The organism is Paenibacillus pasadenensis (assembly GCF_002864175.1).
In the GTDB taxonomy this organism is placed as follows: Bacteria; Bacillota; Bacilli; order Paenibacillales; family Paenibacillaceae; genus Paenibacillus_O; species Paenibacillus_O pasadenensis.
Genome location: NZ_NFEZ01000004.1, coordinates 1,149,932 through 1,168,696, shown reverse-complemented (window position 1 = coordinate 1,168,696; position 18,765 = coordinate 1,149,932). Strand labels below are relative to the sequence as shown.

The following is an 18,765-nucleotide window of genomic DNA, read 5'->3' as shown; positions in this document are numbered from 1 at the left end:
TTACCCCACCTTTCCCATCAGATAGACGACGGTGAAGATGAATACCCATACGACGTCGATGAAGTGCCAGTACATGCCGGCGACGTATACCTTCGGAGCCGTCACGACCGTCAGTCCCTTGCGGTAGACCTGCCCGATCAGGAGCGAGATCCACACGATGCCGAACAGGACGTGCGCGCCGTGGAAGCCGACGAGCGTATAGAACGACGAGCTGAAGGCGCTCGTGCTGAACTTATGTCCCTCATGGACGTAATGGAAGAACTCATAGATCTCGAGGCCGAGGAAGCCGAGGCCGAGCACGACCGTCACGATCAGCCACAGCTGCATCGACTTCACCTGATTGCGGTGCATCGCCTGGATGGCGAACACGCTCGTCAGGGAGGAGGTCAGGAGCAGCACCGTCGCGATCGCGACGAGCGAGAGCTTGAACAGCTCCTGGCTGGTCGGGTTGCCGTCGCCGACCTGGTCGCGGAGCGCCAGGAAGGCGGAGAAGAGGGTGCCGAACAGCACCGTCTCGCCTCCGAGGAACAGCCAGAATCCGAGAACCTTGTTGCGTCCTTCCAGGGTCGCGCGTTCCGGCTCATGAGGCAGCTGGCCGTCTAGATGCGAATGTGCGCTCATGCCTTAACCCCCTTGCCCGTAATTTCATCCGGCTCGATGTGGAAGCCGTGGTCGTCCTTGAGGGAACGGACCACCATGCAGCCCAGCGTAATGAGCAGGCCGGCGCCTGCTACCGCATGCGAGGCGAACAGGTCGTGCATGATGCCGGTCCATTCGTTCTCGGCGTACATGAAGCCGTAGCCGGCGATGAACAGACCGAGCGACATCAGGAACGGCAGGATCGACGGAGACGGCATATGGATCGGTCCGATCGGCTCGGCCGGCGTCATCGCGTCGTTGCCATCCATTTTTTCTTTCCAAAGCGCGTCGTAGCCGCGGACGAGCGGAGTCTGCGCGAAGTTGTATTCCGGAGCCGGGGAAGGAATGGACCATTCGAGCGTGCGGCCGTCTTCCCACGGATCGTCGCCTGCCGTTTTCGGCTTGGCGGCCGTGACGATGATGTTGATGATGAACAGGATCGTGCCGACGCCCATCAGGAACGCGCCGATCGTGCTGATCAGGTTCATCGTGTTGAAGCCCAGTCCGTCCAGATACGTCCAGACACGGCGCGGCATGCCGAGCAGGCCGAGGAAGTGCTGCACGAAGAACGTCAGGTGGAAGCCGATGAAGAACGTCCAGAACGTCAGCTTGGCGAGACCCTCATTCAGCATGCGGCCGAACATCTTCGGCCACCAGTAGTGGAGGCCGGCGAACAGGCCGAGCACGAGGCCGCCGACGATGACGTAGTGGAAGTGGGCGACGACGAAGTAGCTGTCATGATATTGGAAGTCCGCCGGAGCGGCCGCCAGCATGACGCCGGTGACGCCGCCCATGACGAACGTCGGGACGAAGCCGACCGCGAACAGGTTGGCAGCCGTGAATTTGATCGAGCCGCCCCACATCGTGAAGATCCAGTTGAAGATCTTGATGCCGGTCGGCACGGCGATCAGCATCGTCGCGATGGAGAACAGCGCGTTGGCTACAGGACCGAGGCCGACCGTGAACATATGGTGGGCCCATACCATGAAGCCGAGGAAGCCGATCAGCACCGTCGCGAACACCATCGAGCTGTAGCCGAACAGGCGCTTGCGCGAGAAGGTGCTGATGACCTCGGAAATGATGCCAAAGGCCGGAAGGATCAGGATATAGACCTCAGGGTGACCGAAGATCCAGAAAATATGCTCCCAAAGGACGGTATTGCCGCCGCCGCTGACTTCGAAGAAGTTTGCGGAGAACAAGCGGTCGAACATCAGCGCGACCAGGCCGACCGTCAGCGCCGGGAAGGCGAACAGGATCAGCGCCGAGGTGATGAACACGGTCCAGGTGAACATCGGCATGCGCATGAAGCTCATGCCCGGAGCGCGCATGTTGATGATCGTGACGAGGAAGTTGATGCCGCCGATCAGCGTGCCGATGCCCGCGATCTGCAAGCCGAGGACGTAGTAGTCGACGCCTTTGTGCGTGCTGTAGGTCGGGCTCGCCAGCGGCAGGTAAGAGGTCCAGCCTGCATCCGGCACCGCCTGGGCGATCCAGCTGAGGTTCAGCAGCAGGCCGCCGAACAGGAACGTCCAGAAGCCGAGCGCGTTGAGGAATGGAAACGCGACGTCGCGCGCTCCGATCTGCAGCGGCACGATGGCGTTCATCATCGCGAAGATGACCGGCATCGCCGCGAGGAAGATCATCGTCGTGCCGTGCATCGTCAGCAGCTCGTTGTATGTATCCGCTCCGACAAAGTCGTTGAGCGGCTTCCAGAGCTGGACCCGGATCAGCAGCGCCTCGAGGCCGCCGATCAGGAAGAAGAATCCACCGGCAATCAGGTAAAGGATGCCGATTTTTTTGTGGTCAACAGTCGTAAGCCAGTCCATAAGACCGGTATAACGCTTGACCGGATGTGCATGAGCCAAGGCTGGTACCCCCTTCATTACCGATAGGTTATTGCTCCACGTTCAGCTTGTATTCCGACAGATACTTGGCGATGCCTTCGATCTGTTCCGGAGTCAGGTCAACCTTCGGCATGGAGTTGCCAGGCTTAACCGCTTGCGGATCTTCGATCCAGCGCTTCAAGTTGTCATGCGTCGTGCCTTCGTTCTTGTACTGCGGGTCGTCCGTATTGACGAGGATGCCTGCGATGGTCTCCTTGTCGCCGATGCCGGTCAGGTTCGGATACAGCTGCAAGCCCTTGTCGCCGACGGCGTGGCAAGTGAGGCATTGCTTCTCGAACACTTCGGCGATCGCCGGATCGGCCGGCAGCTTGCCCGGCTCCTTCATCGCCGCTACCCAGCGGTCGAAGGCGCCTTCGTTGACGGACTTGACCTTGAAGTCCATCAGAGCATGGGAAGGTCCGCAAAGCTCGGCGCATTTGCCGAGGTAGACGCCGTCGTGATCGGCGCTGAAGAACATCGTATTGACGTTCGCGCCCGGGTTCGTGTCGATCTTGCCCGCGAGCGCCGGAATCCAGAACGAGTGGATGACGTCGGCAGACTTCGCCTGCACCGATACCGTCTTGCCCGTCGGGATCATGAGCTCCTGGGAGGTCTTGATTCCGTATTGCGGGTATTCGAATTCCCACCAGTATTGATGAGCGGTTACGATGACTTGAACCGCATCGGGATCTTTCGTGTAGTCCTTGGCCAGGCCGAATACATGCTTGACCGTAGGCACGGCGAGGATCAGCAGCAGCACGATCGGAACGACCGTCCAGATGATCTCCAGCTTGTGGTTGCCTTCCACCTGCACCGGAATCTTGTCGTTCGGACGCCGACGGAACTTGACGATGACGTAGAACGCCAGCGCGAATACGACGATGACGACGAGCACCATGATCAGAATGGACAGCTTCATCAATCCAAATTGAGCTTCCGCCACCGGACCTTGCGGATTTAGAGTGGACAAATCCTCCCGTCCGCAAGCGGACAAGAGCAAGGCCATCCCTGCGAGCAGCGGCAGGAGACGTCGTGCAAGGTGCCACCTTTTCATCATTCATCAACCCCACTTTTGACATTTTAGCCATTTGCCCAAGCAAAAACGGAGAACCGCCGGAGGGCGGCTATCCGTTTACGGAATCAATTTAGAAGTTGGAAAACCCGCCGGCAAAAGCCGGTTAAACGCTTTCTCTTCCTTATGTACGGCTTGCGGCAAATGCTTCATGCACAGCTGTAAAATGGCAACTCCTGCATGTCAATTACACTTTATTAAATATAAAGTTGAAGCCCTTGATTGTCAATGTTCCACAGAGAGTTCACAAATTGTTCTCAAAGCTGTCAAAAAAGCGATTTCGCGCGATTTGACCGGTCTTGACGGATGTTTCTCCCGCCGGCTCCTTATCATTTTTAACCAAAGCCGTGGGCATTTATGTATGCTCCCGAGGACGCATATTTGAAGCTCTGGAGCGAACCCTAACGGCATGGCTCGAAACTCTGAAGGAGGCCTGATGACCGATGCCAATCCCGCGCAAGACCGCCCTGCTCCACTCGCTGCTCGTCCTGTCGATCGCCGCTTCGGGCTGCGGCTACAAGCAGCTCGTGCAGGACAGCGACCAGAACTACGGCACCCGCCAGAAGAACGATCCGAAAGCGTACGGCAGCAAGATGTACGGCAAGTCCGGCTCCACCCCCGGCCAGCACGACAACCGCTTCATGGAATACAGCGCCCATCTGTCGCGCGAGGTGACGGGCCTGAACGGCGTCGCCCAAGGCATCGTCATGCTGACGGACCGCAACGCCTACGTCGGCATCGTGCTCGACTGGACCGCGACCCAGCCCGTCAAGAGCGGCAGCAAGATCATGCGCGAGCAAGACAACGGCGGCTGGATGGAAGGCGTCTACGACAACAAGACCGGCAGCGACACCTGGACCAACCGCCAGCTCGTCACGCCTTATAATTCCTACTTCTCCGTCAACGACCACAACGAGCTGTCGTCCAAGCTGAAGCAGACGATCGCCATCCGCGTGCGCAAGCTCGCTCCATCCGTACAGGAGGTCCATATCACGGCCAATCGCGACGTCGTCAACCAGTTCGTCGAGTACGCGCGCGAGTCATGGGGCGGCCGCGATCTGAACCGCTACGTCAAGCCGTTCAACGTGCTCGTGCAGAAGCATTTTGTCGGCGGAGCCGCCATGCCGGTGCCGCTCAACCTCATCAAGGAACGCGCCGCGAAAGGCAAGAGCGTCGAAGGAACCTCGATCTCGCAGAGCGGCCATGCCGGCAGCAACCCGAGCAGCGGCAGCTTCGGCAGTCCGGGACTGGCGCGCGGCGAGAAGCCGCGGCGCTGACAGCCCTCGTTCTGTTTCTTCATATTATATAGTAGCTATTCGAGCGGGAGGTCACTTCAGCTCCGGCTGCGCCTGGCGAATCACTTGCTTCAGCTGGCGCGAGCAGGAGAGAAGCGCCTCCCGCTCTTCTTCGCTGCGGGCGAACCGGCCGAACTGCTCGAAGTCCGACTCGCATTGCTGCAGCGTCTGCAGCAGCTGCTGGCGCGCGGTCTGCTTGGCCGGAGCGAGCGATCCGTCCTGCGAGCCGGTCTGCACGTCCAGCTGGCCCTGATCGTCGATCTGGGCGAGGAATACGCTATCCGGCTTCACCTTGAGCTTCGCCAGCTCATGGCGCAGCCACTGCTCGTCCTTGCCGGTGCTGCGGAGCGGCTCCTGAAGAACCTCGCCGTCCATCATGACGGTCTGCGGCTCCGTCTCCTTCGACATCTTCCAGCCGAGCATGGCGGGCGTGAGCGGCTGGTTCTCCTTTTTCAGCAGAAGGTTGATCTCTCCGCTCTTCTCCATGACGGCGAATTCGACCTCCGCCACCTTGAATACGCTCTTCTTGCGCAGCTGCTCGAGCAGCTCGTCGAGCGTGATCCGCTCCTTGAACAGATTCGTCTCCAGGATGGACCCGTTCTTGATGAGCACCGTGCCTTGCCCGTCCGCGATGCCGCGGACCCAGCGGCTCTTGAGCGTCCAGAACTCGATGCCGACGGATACGATCGTCCAGGTGCCGATGGCGACGAACCCCAGGTACCACTCTGTATCGGTGTCGAGCGAGATGTAGCCGGCGATGTTGCCGATCGTGATGCCGGTAATGTATTCGAACAGGGACAGCTGGGAGATCTGCCGCTTGCCGAGCAGCTTCGTCACGAGGAACAGGACGACGACCGAGCTCAGCGTTCGCAGAATAATCTCGAGCCATAACGACATTCAGGCTCCTCCTTCCTTCCGTATGTTTCCTAATCTGCTCCAATCCCCTTACGTCCATGCGCGCGAAAAAAAGTTGTTGCCATCCTCACCTTCAAGATGGTAGGATATTTTTCCGCTCTCTGCCGCATTTCACCTTATTTTCCGGACATTTCAGGATGATCTTTCGAAATGAGGTGCCTCATGGTCTTTTTCGCGCTTGCGCGCGCCAGCTTTTCCCGCAACCTGCAGTATCGGGCTTCCCATCTGCTCCATAATGGAGCAAGCGCCATGTTCGGCTTCATCTACCTGTCGATCTGGATCGGCATCGGCGAAGGCCGCGATCTCGGCGAGTACGGCCTCAGCGGGCTCGTCTCCTACGTCGCCCTCAACCAATGCCTGCTCTGGGTCACCTCGTTCACGACGTTCGGCCTTGGCATGCCGCAGCTGGTGAGAACCGGCGCGATCGCCATCGAGCTTGCTCGTCCCGTGCATCTGTTCTACAGCATGATGAGCCGCGAGTGGGGCACGATCGCCTACCAGCTGCTGTACAAAAGCTTGCCGATCTACTTGCTGTACGTATTCCTTGTCCCGCTGCGCCTGCCCGCCGGCCTCGCCGAGACGGCCGCATTTTTCGCCGCGCTTCTATGCGCCGCCTACCTGGCACTCTGCATCCAGTATCTGATCGGGGCCGTCTCGCTCTGGACGACCGAGGCGATGTGGCTGCACTGGGTCAACAACGCGCTGCTGATGCTGTTCTCCGGCTTCCTCGTCCCGATCGAATGGCTGCCCGGCTGGCTCGCCTGGCTGAGCCGCTGGTCGTTTTACCCGTCCCTGCAGTACATACCGACCCGCATCTATCTCGGGATGGACGGCATCGCCGCCGTGCTGCCCTCGCTGGCCTGGTGCGCGGCGCTCACCGCGCTCTGCTTCGCCGCCACCGGCGCGATGCGCCGCCGAACGGAGGTGCAGGGAGGATGACGACGCTCCGCTCCGTGCGCGGCCTGATCGCCATGCACCTGCTGCTGATCCGCTTCAGCTTCCGCAGCAGCATGCAGTACCGCTTCAACTTCTGGTTCGGCACGATCGCCTCCGCCGTCATCGCGTCGGTGGAGTTTTCCTTGCTCGCCGTCATCCTCGCGCGCTTCGGCGCGATCCAGGGCTGGACGCTGACCGAGTCCGCCTACCTGTACGCGGTGCTGGTGCTGGCCAAGGCGCTGTACCGCTCATTGGCCTCCGACGTGCATCATCTGGAGAAATACCTGGTCAGCGGCGATCTCGACGGTCTGCTGCTGCGGCCCGTGCCCGTGCTGCTGGCGCTCATGACGAGGAACTTCTCGGTCCGCGTCGGAGAGACGCTGCTCGGCGCCTCGATGCTCGCCTACAGCTTGGCCGCGCTCGCGCGGGACGGCGCGATCGAGCTGTGGGTCGCGCTGCCGCTTACGCTGGCGGCCGTCGTGAACGGAGCGCTGCTGCTGTTCGGCATCGGGCTCGCGACCGCGGCCATGGGCTTCTGGATGACGCGGATCGAGGTGCTGCAGAACATGACGGAGGATGCCGCCCACACGGCGGTGCGCTATCCGCTGTCGATCTATCCGGGATGGCTGAAAGCGCTGCTTTCGACTGCCCTTCCCGTCGCCTTCGTCAATTACTGGCCGGCGATGTTCATTCTCAAAGGCGCTGTCGGCGGCTGGACGCTCGCGCTGAGCGCAGCTGCCTCCGCCGCGGCGCTGGCCGCAGGCGGCTGGCTGTGGAGCCGCGGCCTGCGCAGCTATCAGAGCACCGGCTCGTAACAGCGCTTTCGCTTCCAATTCCAATCCAATTCCGATTCCAATTCAAACAAGGAGGCCTGTCTCTCATGATCGAAGCCGCCCATCTGCATAAGTCCTTCAAGCTGCGAAAGCCCGGTCCGCGCAAAGGACTACGCTCGCTGATCGGCGGACCGACCTTCGTCAAGGAAGCGGTGCGCGACGTCAGCTTCACGATCGCCTCCGGCGAGTTCACCGGCTTCATCGGCCCGAACGGCGCCGGCAAGTCGACGACGATCAAGATGCTGTCGGGCATCCTGCATCCGAGCTCGGGCTCGGTCCGGCTCGGCGGCATCGATCCCCATCGCCGCCGGGTCGAGACCGCGCGCACGCTCGGCGTGCTGTTCGGGCAGCGCACGCAGCTGTGGTGGGACCTGCCGCTGCGGGACTCGTTCGAGGTGCTCGGCGCGATGTACCGCATGGATCCGCAGCGCCGCCGAGCGCGGCTTGCCGAGCTCGACGGCCTGCTGCGGCTTGGCGAATTCCTCGACACGCCGGTGCGCAAGCTGTCGCTCGGCCAGCGCATGCGCGGCGACCTCGCTGCCGCGCTGCTGCATGAGCCGCCCATCCTCATTCTCGACGAGCCGACGATCGGCCTCGACGTTTCCGCCAAGCGGGATATCCGCTCCCTGCTGCGCGGCATCAACGAGGAGCTCGGCACGACGATCCTGCTGACGACCCACGACATGGACGACATCGAGCAGCTGTGCGGCCGCGTGCTCGTGCTCACGGACGGCACGCTCAGCTACGACGGGCCGATCGGCGGATTGCGCTCGCGCATCGGCATGCCGGCGTCGATCGAGGCGACGTACCGGACGCTCGAGCAGGCGCAGGCGGCGTGGAGCGCCCTGCAGCGGCTGGACTCCGCAAGCCTCGCCGCAGTCGGCCTCCAGGAGCGGACGCTCACCGTCCAGTGCAGCCTGGAGCAAAGCCGCTTCATGGACGTGCTGCGCAAGCTGGAGGCGTACGGAGAGCTCGAGGACGCGCGCATGCGCGAAGCCGATTTCGAGGATGCCGTCCAGCGGCTGTACGCGAATTAGCGCGGCGCATCGCCGCAACAGGAAAAAGGCTGTCTCCCGTCGATGAAGTCGACGGAGGGACAGCCTTTTTTTGGCGAAAGAGGCTCGTTCAGGCAGCCCGGCGGCGGGGCTTGCCAGTATGATTCGGCATTCTGCTGTCAGCGGGTCGGCTATAGCGACGGAGAGCCGTCGCGCGCATCCATCATCCGCATGAGCAGAACCGCCGCTTCGGCACGCGTGGCCGCGGCAGCCGGGCCGAAGCTTCCGTCCGGCCGGCCGCCAGCCAAGCCGCGTGCGATCGCTGCGGAAACGTAGCCCGCCGCCCAGGCTGGAATGCGGGAGCGGTCGGCCACATTGCGCAGCGCCGAAGCGGCGGCCTCTTGAGCGAGCGGCTCCAGCCGCAGCGCGTTGCCGGCCATGACGAGCATTTCCGCGCGCGTGACGACCGCGTCCGGGCGGAAGGTGCCGTCCTCGTAGCCGCGCACGATGCCGCGCGCTCGAGCTTCACCGACCGCCTGCAGCGCCCAATCCGGAATTCGGGCCGCGTCGCGGAAAGATGCCGCGACGTCGGCGCCGGATCGCGGGCCGGCGCCGTCCGGCAGCGGTTCCAGCGCGTTCAGGAGCATGACTGCGAACTGCGCTCGCGTCAGCCCGTTGTTCGGACGGAACGTTCCGTCCGCGAAGCCGCTCACGATGCCGCAGCCGAACGCTTCGGCAATCGCCTGCGAGGCCCAGTGGCCTTTCAGATCCGTAAAGGGCGCCGCGTTGCCGGAAGCGCAGCGCGGCGGCGCAGGAGTCTCGGCAGGCATGCCGCCTGGCGTCGGCTCTGCCGGTCCGGCAGGCGCCGTACTGGGCGCCGGCGTGTCCGGCGGCTCCGTCGGAACCGGCTGCGGACTCGGTGTCGCTGTCGCAGGCGGGGCAGACGTACCTGGCTGCTCCGGGCTCGGTGTCGCGGGAGGCTCCGGCGTCGGCGTTCCCGTGGGTTCCGGTGTCGGCGTTGCCGGCACTTCCGGCGTCGGCGTTGCCGGAGGTTCCGGTGTCGGCGTTTTCGGAGGCTCCGGCGTCGGCGTTGCCGGGGGCTCCGGCGTCGGCGGCGGTTCGGCGCGGTAGATCGTCAGCTCATAAGCCTGGACGGTTGTCCCGTCCTCTGCCGTCACGACAAGGCTCACCGTCTGCTCTCCGACACGGAGGAGCAGCGGATTCGGAGCAGGCGCGCCTCCGATCTCGAGCCGCACCGATGCGCCGGCATGAGCCGGCTCAGCCTCGATGTACGCCTCCTCCATCTCAAAAGGAGCATTCGCTGTGTAGCGGTAGGTCGTTTCCGTCACCGTCTCGTTCAGCTTCAGTCCCGTCACGGCCAGCGCGCGCAAGCCGGAGTTCCCCGACACGACGGTGAATCGCAGCGGCACGGACAGCGGGCTGGCGTGTCCGGCCCGATCGACGGCCTGGGCTTGCACGGCGTAGGTCCCCAGCTCGAGCGAGCGATCAGGGACGTAGCGCCAGCTTCCGGCTTCGTCGGCTTTGATCGTACCGATGCTCTCGCCGTCCAGATACAGCCGGACCTGCGCGAAGCTTTCCGCGACGCCGCTGAGCAGCGGCCTAGCAATCGACGAGCTGCTATCCGCTGCTGGCAGCAGAATGGACGGCGCATCAGGAGGCCTTGTATCCACCGTCCACGCCGAAGGCTCGGATTCCGGACTGGCATTGCCTGCCGCATCCGCCGCCACGGCGCTCAGCCGATATGTTCCGTCGGCGAGCGGACTCGGAGCCGGCAGGCTCCATGCGCCGGGAATTCCGTTGTAAACAGCGTAAGTGACGCCGACGACCGTATCGTTCAGCAGAACGGTTACTCGAGCGCCCGGCTCCGCCGTTCCGGAGAAGCTTGCCGGCGCTGCGGGGAGCCAGGCATCCGGGTCAGGATCGAGGACGATCGGCGCCGCCGGAGCCTCCATGTCTACGGAGAAGCTTCTTGCCGCGCTCGGACCGCTGCGGTTGCCGAGCGCATCCGCAGCATGCAGCACGACCGAGTAGCTGCCGTCTGCCAAAGCCGCAGGAGCGGCGAGCGACCAGCGGCCTTCCGCATCCGCCGCATCCTCTCCCCACAATTCTCCGCTCACCGTCACCTGGACGATCGCCATCGGCTCGGCGATCCCTTCCAGCACGATCTCGCCCGTGTTCAGGCTTGCGCCATCCGCCGGAGACTGAAGCTGTGGAGCCGCAGGGGCCGTACGGTCGATCTTCACAACGGCCGATGCGGCCGGGCTGGTGTTGCCCGCCCGGTCCACCGTCCGCGCCTCGATGGTCGTCTCGCCTTCCGCGCTTACCGTCAGCGGGCCGCTGTAGGTTGTCCAGCCCAGCATCGTCGCTCCCGTCAAACGGTACTCCGTCCGGCTGACGCCGGAGCCGCCGCTGTCCGTGCCGGCCGCTACCGTCACGCTCACGCTGGCCGCGTTCGTCCAGCCGACCGCGCTCGGCGTCACCGTCGGCGCGGTCGGCGCGGCGCGGTCGATGAGGATCGGCTCCAGTACGAGCGACCCGACATTGCCCGCCCGGTCGACGGTCCGGGCATGCACCGTCGTCTGGCCGGGAGCCGTCACGGCAAATGGGCCGGTGTAAGTCGTCCAATCTTGAACGGTTGCCGCCGTAAGTCGATATTCGACGCGAGCAACGCCCGAAGCCGCGTCCGTTCCCGGCGCGATGCTGACCTGAACTTCCGCCTCGCGAGTCCAGCCGACGACGCTCTGGCTGATCGTCGCAATACCCGGCGCCGTGCGGTCGATCCGCACGACGGCGGATGACGACGGCCCGGCGTTCCCCGCGCCGTCTACCGTGCGCGCCTCGACGGTCGTCTCGCCTTCCGCGCTCACCGCCACCGGGCCGCCGCTGTAGGCGGTCCAGACTCGCGTCGTCGCTCCCGTCAGCCGGTACTCCGTCCGGCTGACGCCCGAGCCGCCGCTGTCCGCTCCCGCCGCCACCGTCACGCTGACGCTCGCCGCGTTGCTCCAGCCGGCCGCGCCCGGCGTCACTGTCGGCGCGCCCGGCGCCGTGCGGTCGATCCGCACGACGGCGGATGACGACGGACCGGCGTTCCCCGCTCCGTCCACCGTCCGCGCCTCGACAGTCGTCTCGCCTTCCGCGCTCACCGCCACCGGGCCGCCGCTATAGGCCGTCCAGATCCGCGTCGTCGCTCCCGTCAGCCGGTACTCCGTCCGGCTGACGCCCGAGCCGCCGCTGTCCGCTCCCGCCGCCACCGTCACGCTGACGCTCGCCGCGTTGCTCCAGCCGGCTGCGCTCGGCGTCACCGTCGGCGCGCCCGGCGCCGTGCGGTCGATCCGCACCGTGCCGGTCCCCGCAGAGCTGACATTCCCCGCGCCGTCCACCGTGCGCGCCTCGACGGTCGTCTCTCCTTCCGCGCTCACCGCCACCGGGCCGCCGCTGTAGGCGGTCCAGCTCCGCGTCGTCGCTCCCGTCAGCCGGTACTCCGTCCGGCTGACGCCCGAGCCGCCGCTGTCCGCTCCCGCCGCCACCGTCACGCTGACGCTCGCCGCGTTGCTCCAGCCGGCCGCGCTCGGCGTCACCGTCGGCGCGCCCGGCGCCGTGCGGTCGATCCGCACGACGGCGGATGACGACGGTCCGACATTCCCCGCGCCGTCCACCGTGCGCGCCTCGACGGTCGTCTCGCCTTCCGCGCTCACCGCCACCGGGCCGCCGCTGTAGGCGGTCCAGACTCGCGTCGTCGCTCCCGTCAGCCGGTACTCCGTCCGGCTGACGCCCGAGCCGCCGCTGTCCGCTCCCGCCGCCACCGTCACGCTGACGCTCGCCGCGTTGCTCCAGCCGGCTGCGCCCGGCGTCACCGTCGGCGCGCCCGGCGCCGTGCGGTCGATCCGCACGATGGAGCTTGCCAGCGGACTGGCGTTGCCAGTCTGGTCGATCGTGCGCGCCTCGACCGTCGTCTGTCCTTCCGCCGTTATGACGAAGGTCCCTTCAGCCGGCACTTCCGTCCAATCCTGGACCGTCGCGCCGCTCAGCCGATATTCGGTCCGGGCGACGCCGCTCTCTCCGTCCGTGCCCGGCACGACGGACACCGTCACTTCCCCGGCATTCGTCCAGCCTCCCGGCGCTCCGGACAGAACCGGCGACGTCGGCAGCTCGAAGTCGAACGTAAGCTGGTAAACCTTGCGGCTTAGCTCGTACGTGTCTTCGTTGTAGCCGCCGATGACGAACACCTTGCCTCCTGCCTGCACCAGGCTGGCGTTCGACAAGCGGCCGACGTTGGGGCTGTCCAGGCTCCATTTCCCCGTCGACGGATCGTAGAGGGAGAAATTCCGGTTGCCCATGACAAGGACAAGCCCGTTGTCGAGCGTCAGCTGGGCATGCCGGAAATAGATGTCCCAGCCGTCGTAAGGCAGCGAGGCCGTCTTGCTCCATCCGTCCAGAGCCGGGTCGTACAGATAGCTGTTGAACGAATAGGCATACCCGCTCAACCCCCCGGTCAGCAGCACTCTGCCGTCCTTCAGCGTGCTTTGCGCCGCTCCATAGACGGGAATCGGCAGCGGCGAGCCCTCGCTCCAGGCGTCGCGGGCCGGATCGTACAGATACACGTCGTCATACGTCTCGCTCCGGCCTGCCGAGTAAATCTCGTTGGAGCCGCCGGCGATCATGGCGCGACCGTCCCGCAGCGTCGACTGCGCGTTGCCCAGCATCGTCTTCGGCAGCGGAGCCGCCGAAGTCCATAAGCCTGTCGCCGGATTGTACAAGCGGGCTTCGTCGGTATAGACATAGCCGATCCTGTCGCGGAAAGAGTTCCCGCCCGTCACGAGAACGCTGCCGCCGCTCAGCTCCGACTGCTGATGATAGGCGAGCTGGAGCGGGCTGCCGAACGGCGACCAGGTGAGCGTGCGGGGATCGAACCGGTACGAGCTCGGCGCGAACCCGTTGTTCGAAGCATGCTGTCCTCCCGTCGCCACGATCTCGCTGCCTCCGCGGGCCGAGCTTGCCCGGATTCCGCTTAGCGCAGCGGGAAAGTCGGAGGTAGGAGGCAAAACCTCCATCTTCACCGCTGCCGCGGCCTGGCCTCCCCACGCCAGTCCCGCAGCGGCGGCGATCGCCAGCGCCAGCAGCCCCGGCCTTCGTTTTCTTCTCCTCATCTAGCGGCACCCTCCTTGCTTGTCCATCGTTTTTCACAGGAGTCTTCAGTGTAGGACCATCGGCCCTGAACCGCCTATTGACGAACGTTAACGGCAGACGAAAAACGGCCGCAAGCAAAAGGTTGCAGCTTGAATCGCGCATGAGAGCATTCTCATTTTTTTCTCACAAACGGACCGAATCCCTTGGCAGCGCTCGCCTTGGCATCTCAGAGGAAAGGCTTGGCAACAAATCGATGTGGTATGGTTGTCTCACCGGATCAGCAAGCAGCTCGGCCGACCCCAAGCGGCGGTCAGGGCCCACGGGAATCCCCTTACATTCAAACGAAAAGAGGAATAGACATCATGAACTACATCATCGGAAAATCGTTCACGAAAAAACTTGCCGCTGCAGCGATCGCGCTGTCCATCGCCATTGCCGGATCGGTCGCGCTTCCCGCGACCAGCGCTGCCGCAGCCGAAGTGTCGACCTCTTCCAAAGCCTCCACCGTCGTCTCCGCAGCGCGCAGCCAGATGGGCACGCCTTATAAATTCGGCGCTTCCACGAGCACGACGAGATACTTCGACTGCTCCAGCCTGATGAAATACGCCTATAAAAAAGCCGGCATCAACCTGCCGCGCACGTCCAAAGCCCAATCGAAGGTCGGCAAGTACGTCTCCAAGAGCAATCTGAAGGCCGGCGACCTCGTATTCTTCTACTCCCCGATCTCCCATGTCGGCATGTATATCGGCGGCGGCAAGATCATCCACACGTACGGCAAGCCAGGGGTGACGATCGACACGATCAACTCCGGCTGGTGGAGCAACAACTACACGACGGCCCGCCGCGTGCTGTAACGATTCCTTGGATCGATAAACGGATTAAAAAAGCTGCTTCCGCCGCCCGAAAGGGCGATGGAAGCAGCTTTTTCTGTTGCCGCGCGGCGAGGAGCCGGCTCTGGCGCAGCGGACCAATCCAGCCCCCGCAGTCCGCAGAGGCATCAGAGCTGCTGCAGCGGCAGCCATTCCAGGACGCGCCGGATCTGCGCGTCCCAGTAGCCCCATTCATGCTCGCCGGGGCCTTCCTCGTACGTCAGCGGCAGGCCGAGCGACCGGGCATGCTCGCGGAAGGCGACATTTTCTCCGTAGAGGAAATCCTCCGTGCCGCAGCACTGGTACAGGAGCGGCTGCCGTGCCTTCGGAAGGCTGGACAGCTGTTCCGCAAGCGCGAACAAATCATTCGGCCCGCCGACGGCTTCCTCCCGCTTGCCGAGGATCGACTCGACCTCGGCGAGAGCCACCACGCCGGCCCTGTCGTAACGGCCGCGAATGTCGAGCCCGCCCGAGAGGCTGGCGACCGCCGCGAAGCGGTCCGGACAAGCCAGTCCCAGCTTGAACGCGCCGTAGCCGCCCATCGAGAGGCCTGCGGCGAACGTATCCTCGCGGCGGTCCGACAGCGGAAACAGCGCGCCCGCGATCTCGGGCAGCTCCTCGCTGACGAACGTCCAGTAGCGGTGGCCGACCTTCATGTCCGTGTAAAAGCTGCGCGCCACGGCCGGCATGACGACCGCCAGGCCGTACTGGGCCGCATAACGCTCGATCGACGTGCGGCGCAGCCAGATCGAGTGGTCGTCGGACAAGCCGTGCAGCAGGTAGAGCACCGGGAAGCGGCCGTCGGCCGCCTTGCCCTCCAGTCCGATCTGCCGCTTCGTCTGCTGCGGCAAAATGACGTTCATCGAGCAGCTCAGTCCGAGCACGTCGGAGAAGAAACTGGTTTGCGCAAGCGCCATGAGCAAAATCCCCTTTTCAATAGGATGGTAAGGCTGGTTCAGCCGCGCAGCAGCTCCCAGGCCTGCCGCAGGAGCAGCAGCGTGCTGACGGCGATGAACAGCGGCCGCACGTAGCGGGCTCCGCGCCGGATCGCCAGGCGCGAGCCGGCGAGCGAGCCGAGCACCATGAAGGCGCCCATCGTGAGGCCGATCGTCCAGTCGATGCTCTGCAGCAGGGCGAAGGTCGCCAGGCTGGCGACGTTGCTGCCGAAGTTGAGCGCTTTGGCGTTGCCGGCGGCCCGCACGAAGTCGTATCCGGCCATCAGGAACACGAAGATCAGGAACGAGCCCGTGCCCGGACCGAAAAAGCCGTCGTACCCGCCGAGCGCGAACGCCGCGCAGGCGATCAGCGCCGCCGAGCGGCGGGTGAACGCCCGCCGCGCCTGGCCGTCGACGCCCCAGCTGCGCTTGAACACGGTATAGACCGTGATGAGCGAGAGCAGGACGACGACGAGCGGGCGCAGCCAGTCGGACGGCAGCAGTTGGAGCAGCAGCGTGCCGCCGGCCGCGCCGGCGACGGTCAGCGGGAACAGGCGCCGCACGATCCGGCCCTCGATCTTGCCCGAGCGGAGGAAGGCCAGCATGCTCGTCAGCGAGCCCATCGTGCCGGCCAGCTTGTTCGTGCCGAGCGCCAGATGCGGAGGCAGTCCCGCCGACATCAGCACGGGCACCGAGACGAGCCCGCCGCCTCCGACGACAGAGTCGACGAAGGCCGCCAGGAAGCCGCCTGCCGCGATCCAGACGAATAGTTCCCAGCTCATCTTAGCCGACCTCATTTGTTAGGTAGAATTAGGTGCCGCCGCCGGGCGGCGACGCTCTTTCATTGTAGGCTCGCTGCACGGAAGCTGTCTACGGGATCTGTCGGTCTGCCGCTTCAAAAAGCGCCGCCGCCAGCGCAGCGCAAACGGGACGAAGCGGGGAACCTCCCCTCTTCGTCCCGTTCGTGGCGCAAAGAACGCCTTTCCTGTCGATTCAAGCCTGCGCCTTGGCCGTGGCAGCCGGCGCCGCCGGCTTGCCCTTGCCCGCGCCGGGCGTACGCCGGCGCGCGCCTTCGTTGCTCTCCAGCCGCTTGGACAGCAGCGAGAGGCTGTAATTGACGGCGAAGTACAGCACGGCCGCGAGCAGCAGCACCGGGAACACGTACGATACGTCGTGCCCGTAGACGATGTTGGCGCTGTGCATCAGCTCCGGCAAGGAGATGACGACCGCAAGCGACGTATCCTTGAGCAGCGAGATGAACTGGCTGACGAGCGGAGGCACCATGCGGCGCATCCCGATCGGCAGCACGACATGCCGCAGCGTCTGCGCCTGGGTGAGGCCCGACGAGCGCGCCGCCTCCACGAGCCCTTTATTGACCGACTGCAAGCCGCTGCGCACGATCTCGCTGATCATCGCGCCTTCGAACAGCGTCAGCGCCACGACCGCCGCCCAGAACGTGGACAGCTGGATGCCGACCTCCGGCAAGGCGAACTTGACGAAGAAGATGATGAGCAGCAGCGGCAGGTTGCGGATCGTCTCGACGACGAGCATCGTCAGCGTCCCCAGCCCTTTGATCCGGCTGTAGCGGATGAGGCCGAGAGCCGTGCCGAGGATGAAGCTGAGCACGATCGCGACGGCGGCGACGATAAGCGTCATGCCGAAGCCTTTGAGCAGGAATAGCAAATTGTCGGAGCTGAATGCGCCTGCGAAGTCCATGCCGATTCCTCCTCTCTAGCCCGTCCGCGCCAGCTTGCGCTCAAGCACGTTGGTCGCATAGGCCAGCGGAACGGTCAGGATCAGATAGAACGCCGCCGCGACCATATAGGTCTCCATCGTCTGGAACGTATAGCTGTTGACGTTGTCGGCGAAGTACATCAGGTCGAAGCCAGCGACGACCCCGAGAATCGACGAGTTCTTGACCAGGTTCAGAAACTGGTTGGTGATCGGCGGAATGACGATGCGCACCGCCTGCGGCAGAATGACGAGCCGCATCGCCTGCACGTAGCTGAGGCCGGTCGAGCGCGCCGCCTCCATCTGCCCGGCCGGGACCGACTGGATGCCGGCCCGCACCGCCTCGGCGATGAACGCCGAGGTGTAGATCATGAGGCCGAGCGTGCCGGAGGCGAAGCCGTCCAGATCGGCGCCGAGCGACGGCAGGCCGAGGTAGAAGATGTACACGACGAGCAGCAGCGGGATGTTGCGGAAAAACTCGACGTACGCCGTGCCGATCGCCCGCAGCGCCTTCCACGGCGCGATGCGCATGACGGCGAGCACGAGGCCGAGGACAAAGCTGCCGGCCAGCCCGAGCAGGCTGGCGTAGATCGTATTCTTAAAGCCCTCGAGGAAATCTCCGGAGTAGGAGCCGACAAAGGAGAAGTCCATCCGTTATTCCTCCGGCGGCTTCTCGCCCATCCATTTCTCATAGAGGGCCGCGTAGTCGCCGCTGTCCTTCAGTTCCTTGAGCGTCTCGTTGACGGCGGCGACGAGATCGGCATTGCCCTTCTTGGCGGCGATGCCGTAAGGCTCGTCGGTGAACGTGCCTCCGACGACGACATACTCCGGATCCTGCTGGCTCATGCCGAACAGAATCGCGTTGTCGGTCGTCAGCACCTCGCCCTTGCCGGCCTTGAGCGCGGTGAACGCCTCCTGGTAGTTCTCGTACTGCTGCACGCGCAGGCCCGGCACCTTCTCCTCGATGTTCTTGATCGAGGTGGCGCCCTTCTGGCCGATGACCTTGGTGTCCTTGGTCACGTCGTCGATGCTTTTGATCGCGCTGCCCTTCTTGACGAGCAGCGACTGGCCGGCGTGGAAATACACATCCGAGAAGTCGACCTGCGTCTTGCGCTCCTCGTTGATCGTCATCGTCGCCACGATGAGATCGATCTCGCCGTTGTCGAGCATCGGGATGCGCGTCTTGCTCGTCACTTCCTTGAGCTCGAGCTTCGTCTCGTCGCCGAGGATCTTCTTGGCGATCGCGCGCGCGACGTCGATGTCGAAGCCTTCGACCTCGCCGCTGCCGGGATCCTTCAGGCCGAACAGCTTCGTGTCGAACTTGACGCCGACGACGAGCTTGCCGCGGTCCTTGATCGCCTGCACGGCGGAGCCATCGTCTGCCGGAGCGGTCGACGCCGAGCCGCCCGTATTCGTCGACGCCGGCTCGTTTTTCGCGCCGCATCCGGTCAGGGCGACTGTCGCCAGCAGCAGCAGGGATGCCCCTGCGCCAAGCCATCTTCTTTTTCTCATCT

At 64.3% G+C, this 18,765-nt stretch carries 15 protein-coding genes; 5 read left to right on the top strand and 10 right to left on the bottom strand.

Annotated features, from left to right (window positions below; translation table 11 throughout):
* Genes B8V81_RS14660 through coxB form a run of 3 tightly spaced genes read right to left on the bottom strand, consistent with a single transcriptional unit; the run spans window position 1 to window position 3,579 of the window.
* Window positions 1-621 (bottom strand): cytochrome (ubi)quinol oxidase subunit III, encoded by a 621-nt coding sequence (locus B8V81_RS14660; protein WP_028600334.1) that lies wholly within the window; start codon window positions 619-621, stop codon window positions 1-3.
* The gene (gene ctaD / locus B8V81_RS14655; protein WP_043111810.1) at window positions 618-2,522 is read right to left on the bottom strand and encodes a cytochrome c oxidase subunit I; all 1,905 of its coding nucleotides are present in this window, start codon (window positions 2,520-2,522) and stop codon (window positions 618-620) included. The genes B8V81_RS14660 and ctaD overlap by 4 nt, the downstream gene beginning before the upstream one ends.
* Before the next feature lie 10 nt (window positions 2,523-2,532).
* Window positions 2,533-3,579 carry a cytochrome c oxidase subunit II gene (gene coxB / locus B8V81_RS14650; RefSeq protein WP_028600332.1) on the bottom strand — a complete coding sequence of 349 codons (1,047 nt, stop codon included), beginning with the start codon at window positions 3,577-3,579 and terminating at the stop codon, window positions 2,533-2,535.
* 458 nt (window positions 3,580-4,037) lie between these two features.
* Here coxB and B8V81_RS14645 point away from each other — a divergent pair, with 458 nt between their 5' ends.
* Window positions 4,038-4,871: a hypothetical protein gene (locus tag B8V81_RS14645; RefSeq protein ID WP_180968456.1), complete on the top strand. Its 834-nt coding sequence runs from the start codon at window positions 4,038-4,040 to the stop codon at window positions 4,869-4,871.
* Window positions 4,872-4,922: 51 nt separating this feature from the next.
* On the opposite strand, the gene B8V81_RS14640 is transcribed toward B8V81_RS14645, so the two are convergent.
* Window positions 4,923-5,786, bottom strand: a complete 864-nt coding sequence (locus B8V81_RS14640) for a DUF421 domain-containing protein (protein ID WP_101808622.1) — start codon at window positions 5,784-5,786, stop codon at window positions 4,923-4,925.
* A 180-nt stretch (window positions 5,787-5,966) separates the two neighbouring features.
* On the opposite strand from B8V81_RS14640, the gene B8V81_RS14635 reads away from it, so the two are divergent.
* The 3 genes from B8V81_RS14635 to B8V81_RS14625 all read left to right on the top strand — a co-directional run bounded on the left by B8V81_RS14635 (window position 5,967) and on the right by B8V81_RS14625 (window position 8,610).
* Window positions 5,967-6,743 carry an ABC transporter permease gene (locus tag B8V81_RS14635; protein ID WP_028600330.1) on the top strand — a complete coding sequence of 259 codons (777 nt, stop codon included), beginning with the start codon at window positions 5,967-5,969 and terminating at the stop codon, window positions 6,741-6,743.
* Window positions 6,740-7,555: an ABC transporter permease gene (locus B8V81_RS14630; protein ID WP_043111808.1), complete on the top strand. Its 816-nt coding sequence runs from the start codon at window positions 6,740-6,742 to the stop codon at window positions 7,553-7,555. The genes B8V81_RS14635 and B8V81_RS14630 overlap by 4 nt, the downstream gene beginning before the upstream one ends.
* A gap of 65 nt (window positions 7,556-7,620) precedes the next feature.
* Window positions 7,621-8,610, top strand: coding sequence for an ABC transporter ATP-binding protein (locus B8V81_RS14625; protein WP_028600328.1), 990 nt, complete (start codon window positions 7,621-7,623; stop codon window positions 8,608-8,610).
* Window positions 8,611-8,759: 149 nt separating this feature from the next.
* Here the strand turns inward: B8V81_RS14625 and B8V81_RS14620 are convergent, their stop codons facing one another.
* Window positions 8,760-13,736, bottom strand: a complete 4,977-nt coding sequence (locus B8V81_RS14620) for an OmpL47-type beta-barrel domain-containing protein (protein ID WP_101808621.1) — start codon at window positions 13,734-13,736, stop codon at window positions 8,760-8,762.
* 342 nt (window positions 13,737-14,078) lie between these two features.
* Between B8V81_RS14620 and B8V81_RS14615 the strand changes: the two genes are divergently transcribed.
* Window positions 14,079-14,570 (top strand): C40 family peptidase, encoded by a 492-nt coding sequence (locus tag B8V81_RS14615; protein ID WP_028600327.1) that lies wholly within the window; start codon window positions 14,079-14,081, stop codon window positions 14,568-14,570.
* A gap of 143 nt (window positions 14,571-14,713) precedes the next feature.
* Here the strand turns inward: B8V81_RS14615 and B8V81_RS14610 are convergent, their stop codons facing one another.
* The 5 genes from B8V81_RS14610 to B8V81_RS14590 form a co-directional block, all read right to left on the bottom strand.
* Entirely contained in the window at window positions 14,714-15,502 is a 789-nt protein-coding gene (locus tag B8V81_RS14610) for an alpha/beta hydrolase (RefSeq protein WP_101808620.1), read from the bottom strand.
* Window positions 15,503-15,540: 38 nt separating this feature from the next.
* Complete coding sequence (locus B8V81_RS14605; RefSeq protein ID WP_101808619.1) at window positions 15,541-16,302, bottom strand: sulfite exporter TauE/SafE family protein; 762 nt, start codon at window positions 16,300-16,302, stop codon at window positions 15,541-15,543.
* A 211-nt stretch (window positions 16,303-16,513) separates the two neighbouring features.
* Window positions 16,514-17,236, bottom strand: a complete 723-nt coding sequence (locus B8V81_RS14600; protein WP_084137545.1) for an amino acid ABC transporter permease — start codon at window positions 17,234-17,236, stop codon at window positions 16,514-16,516.
* A 15-nt stretch (window positions 17,237-17,251) separates the two neighbouring features.
* Complete coding sequence (locus B8V81_RS14595) at window positions 17,252-17,902, bottom strand: amino acid ABC transporter permease (protein ID WP_028600324.1); 651 nt, start codon at window positions 17,900-17,902, stop codon at window positions 17,252-17,254.
* 3 nt (window positions 17,903-17,905) lie between these two features.
* Complete coding sequence (locus B8V81_RS14590; protein ID WP_101808618.1) at window positions 17,906-18,763, bottom strand: transporter substrate-binding domain-containing protein; 858 nt, start codon at window positions 18,761-18,763, stop codon at window positions 17,906-17,908.
* Between the last annotated feature and the right edge of the window lie 2 nt (window positions 18,764-18,765).

Bases quoted from the DNA above. Each gene is read 5' to 3' on its own strand.
- ctaD (WP_043111810.1), bottom strand. From the start codon at position 2,522: ATGAAGGGGGTACCAGCCTTGGCTCATGCACATCCGGTCAAGCGTTAT.
- B8V81_RS14635 (WP_028600330.1), top strand. From the start codon at position 5,967: ATGGTCTTTTTCGCGCTTGCGCGCGCCAGCTTTTCCCGCAACCTGCAG.
- B8V81_RS14600 (WP_084137545.1), bottom strand. From the start codon at position 17,236: ATGGACTTCGCAGGCGCATTCAGCTCCGACAATTTGCTATTCCTGCTC.
- B8V81_RS14660 (WP_028600334.1), bottom strand. From the start codon at position 621: ATGAGCGCACATTCGCATCTAGACGGCCAGCTGCCTCATGAGCCGGAA.
- B8V81_RS14595 (WP_028600324.1), bottom strand. From the start codon at position 17,902: ATGGACTTCTCCTTTGTCGGCTCCTACTCCGGAGATTTCCTCGAGGGC.
- B8V81_RS14620 (WP_101808621.1), bottom strand. From the start codon at position 13,736: ATGAGGAGAAGAAAACGAAGGCCGGGGCTGCTGGCGCTGGCGATCGCC.
- B8V81_RS14640 (WP_101808622.1), bottom strand. From the start codon at position 5,786: ATGTCGTTATGGCTCGAGATTATTCTGCGAACGCTGAGCTCGGTCGTC.
- B8V81_RS14605 (WP_101808619.1), bottom strand. From the start codon at position 16,302: ATGAGCTGGGAACTATTCGTCTGGATCGCGGCAGGCGGCTTCCTGGCG.
- B8V81_RS14630 (WP_043111808.1), top strand. From the start codon at position 6,740: ATGACGACGCTCCGCTCCGTGCGCGGCCTGATCGCCATGCACCTGCTG.
- coxB (WP_028600332.1), bottom strand. From the start codon at position 3,579: ATGATGAAAAGGTGGCACCTTGCACGACGTCTCCTGCCGCTGCTCGCA.
- B8V81_RS14610 (WP_101808620.1), bottom strand. From the start codon at position 15,502: ATGGCGCTTGCGCAAACCAGTTTCTTCTCCGACGTGCTCGGACTGAGC.
- B8V81_RS14615 (WP_028600327.1), top strand. From the start codon at position 14,079: ATGAACTACATCATCGGAAAATCGTTCACGAAAAAACTTGCCGCTGCA.
- B8V81_RS14645 (WP_180968456.1), top strand. From the start codon at position 4,038: ATGCCAATCCCGCGCAAGACCGCCCTGCTCCACTCGCTGCTCGTCCTG.
- B8V81_RS14590 (WP_101808618.1), bottom strand. From the start codon at position 18,763: ATGAGAAAAAGAAGATGGCTTGGCGCAGGGGCATCCCTGCTGCTGCTG.
- B8V81_RS14625 (WP_028600328.1), top strand. From the start codon at position 7,621: ATGATCGAAGCCGCCCATCTGCATAAGTCCTTCAAGCTGCGAAAGCCC.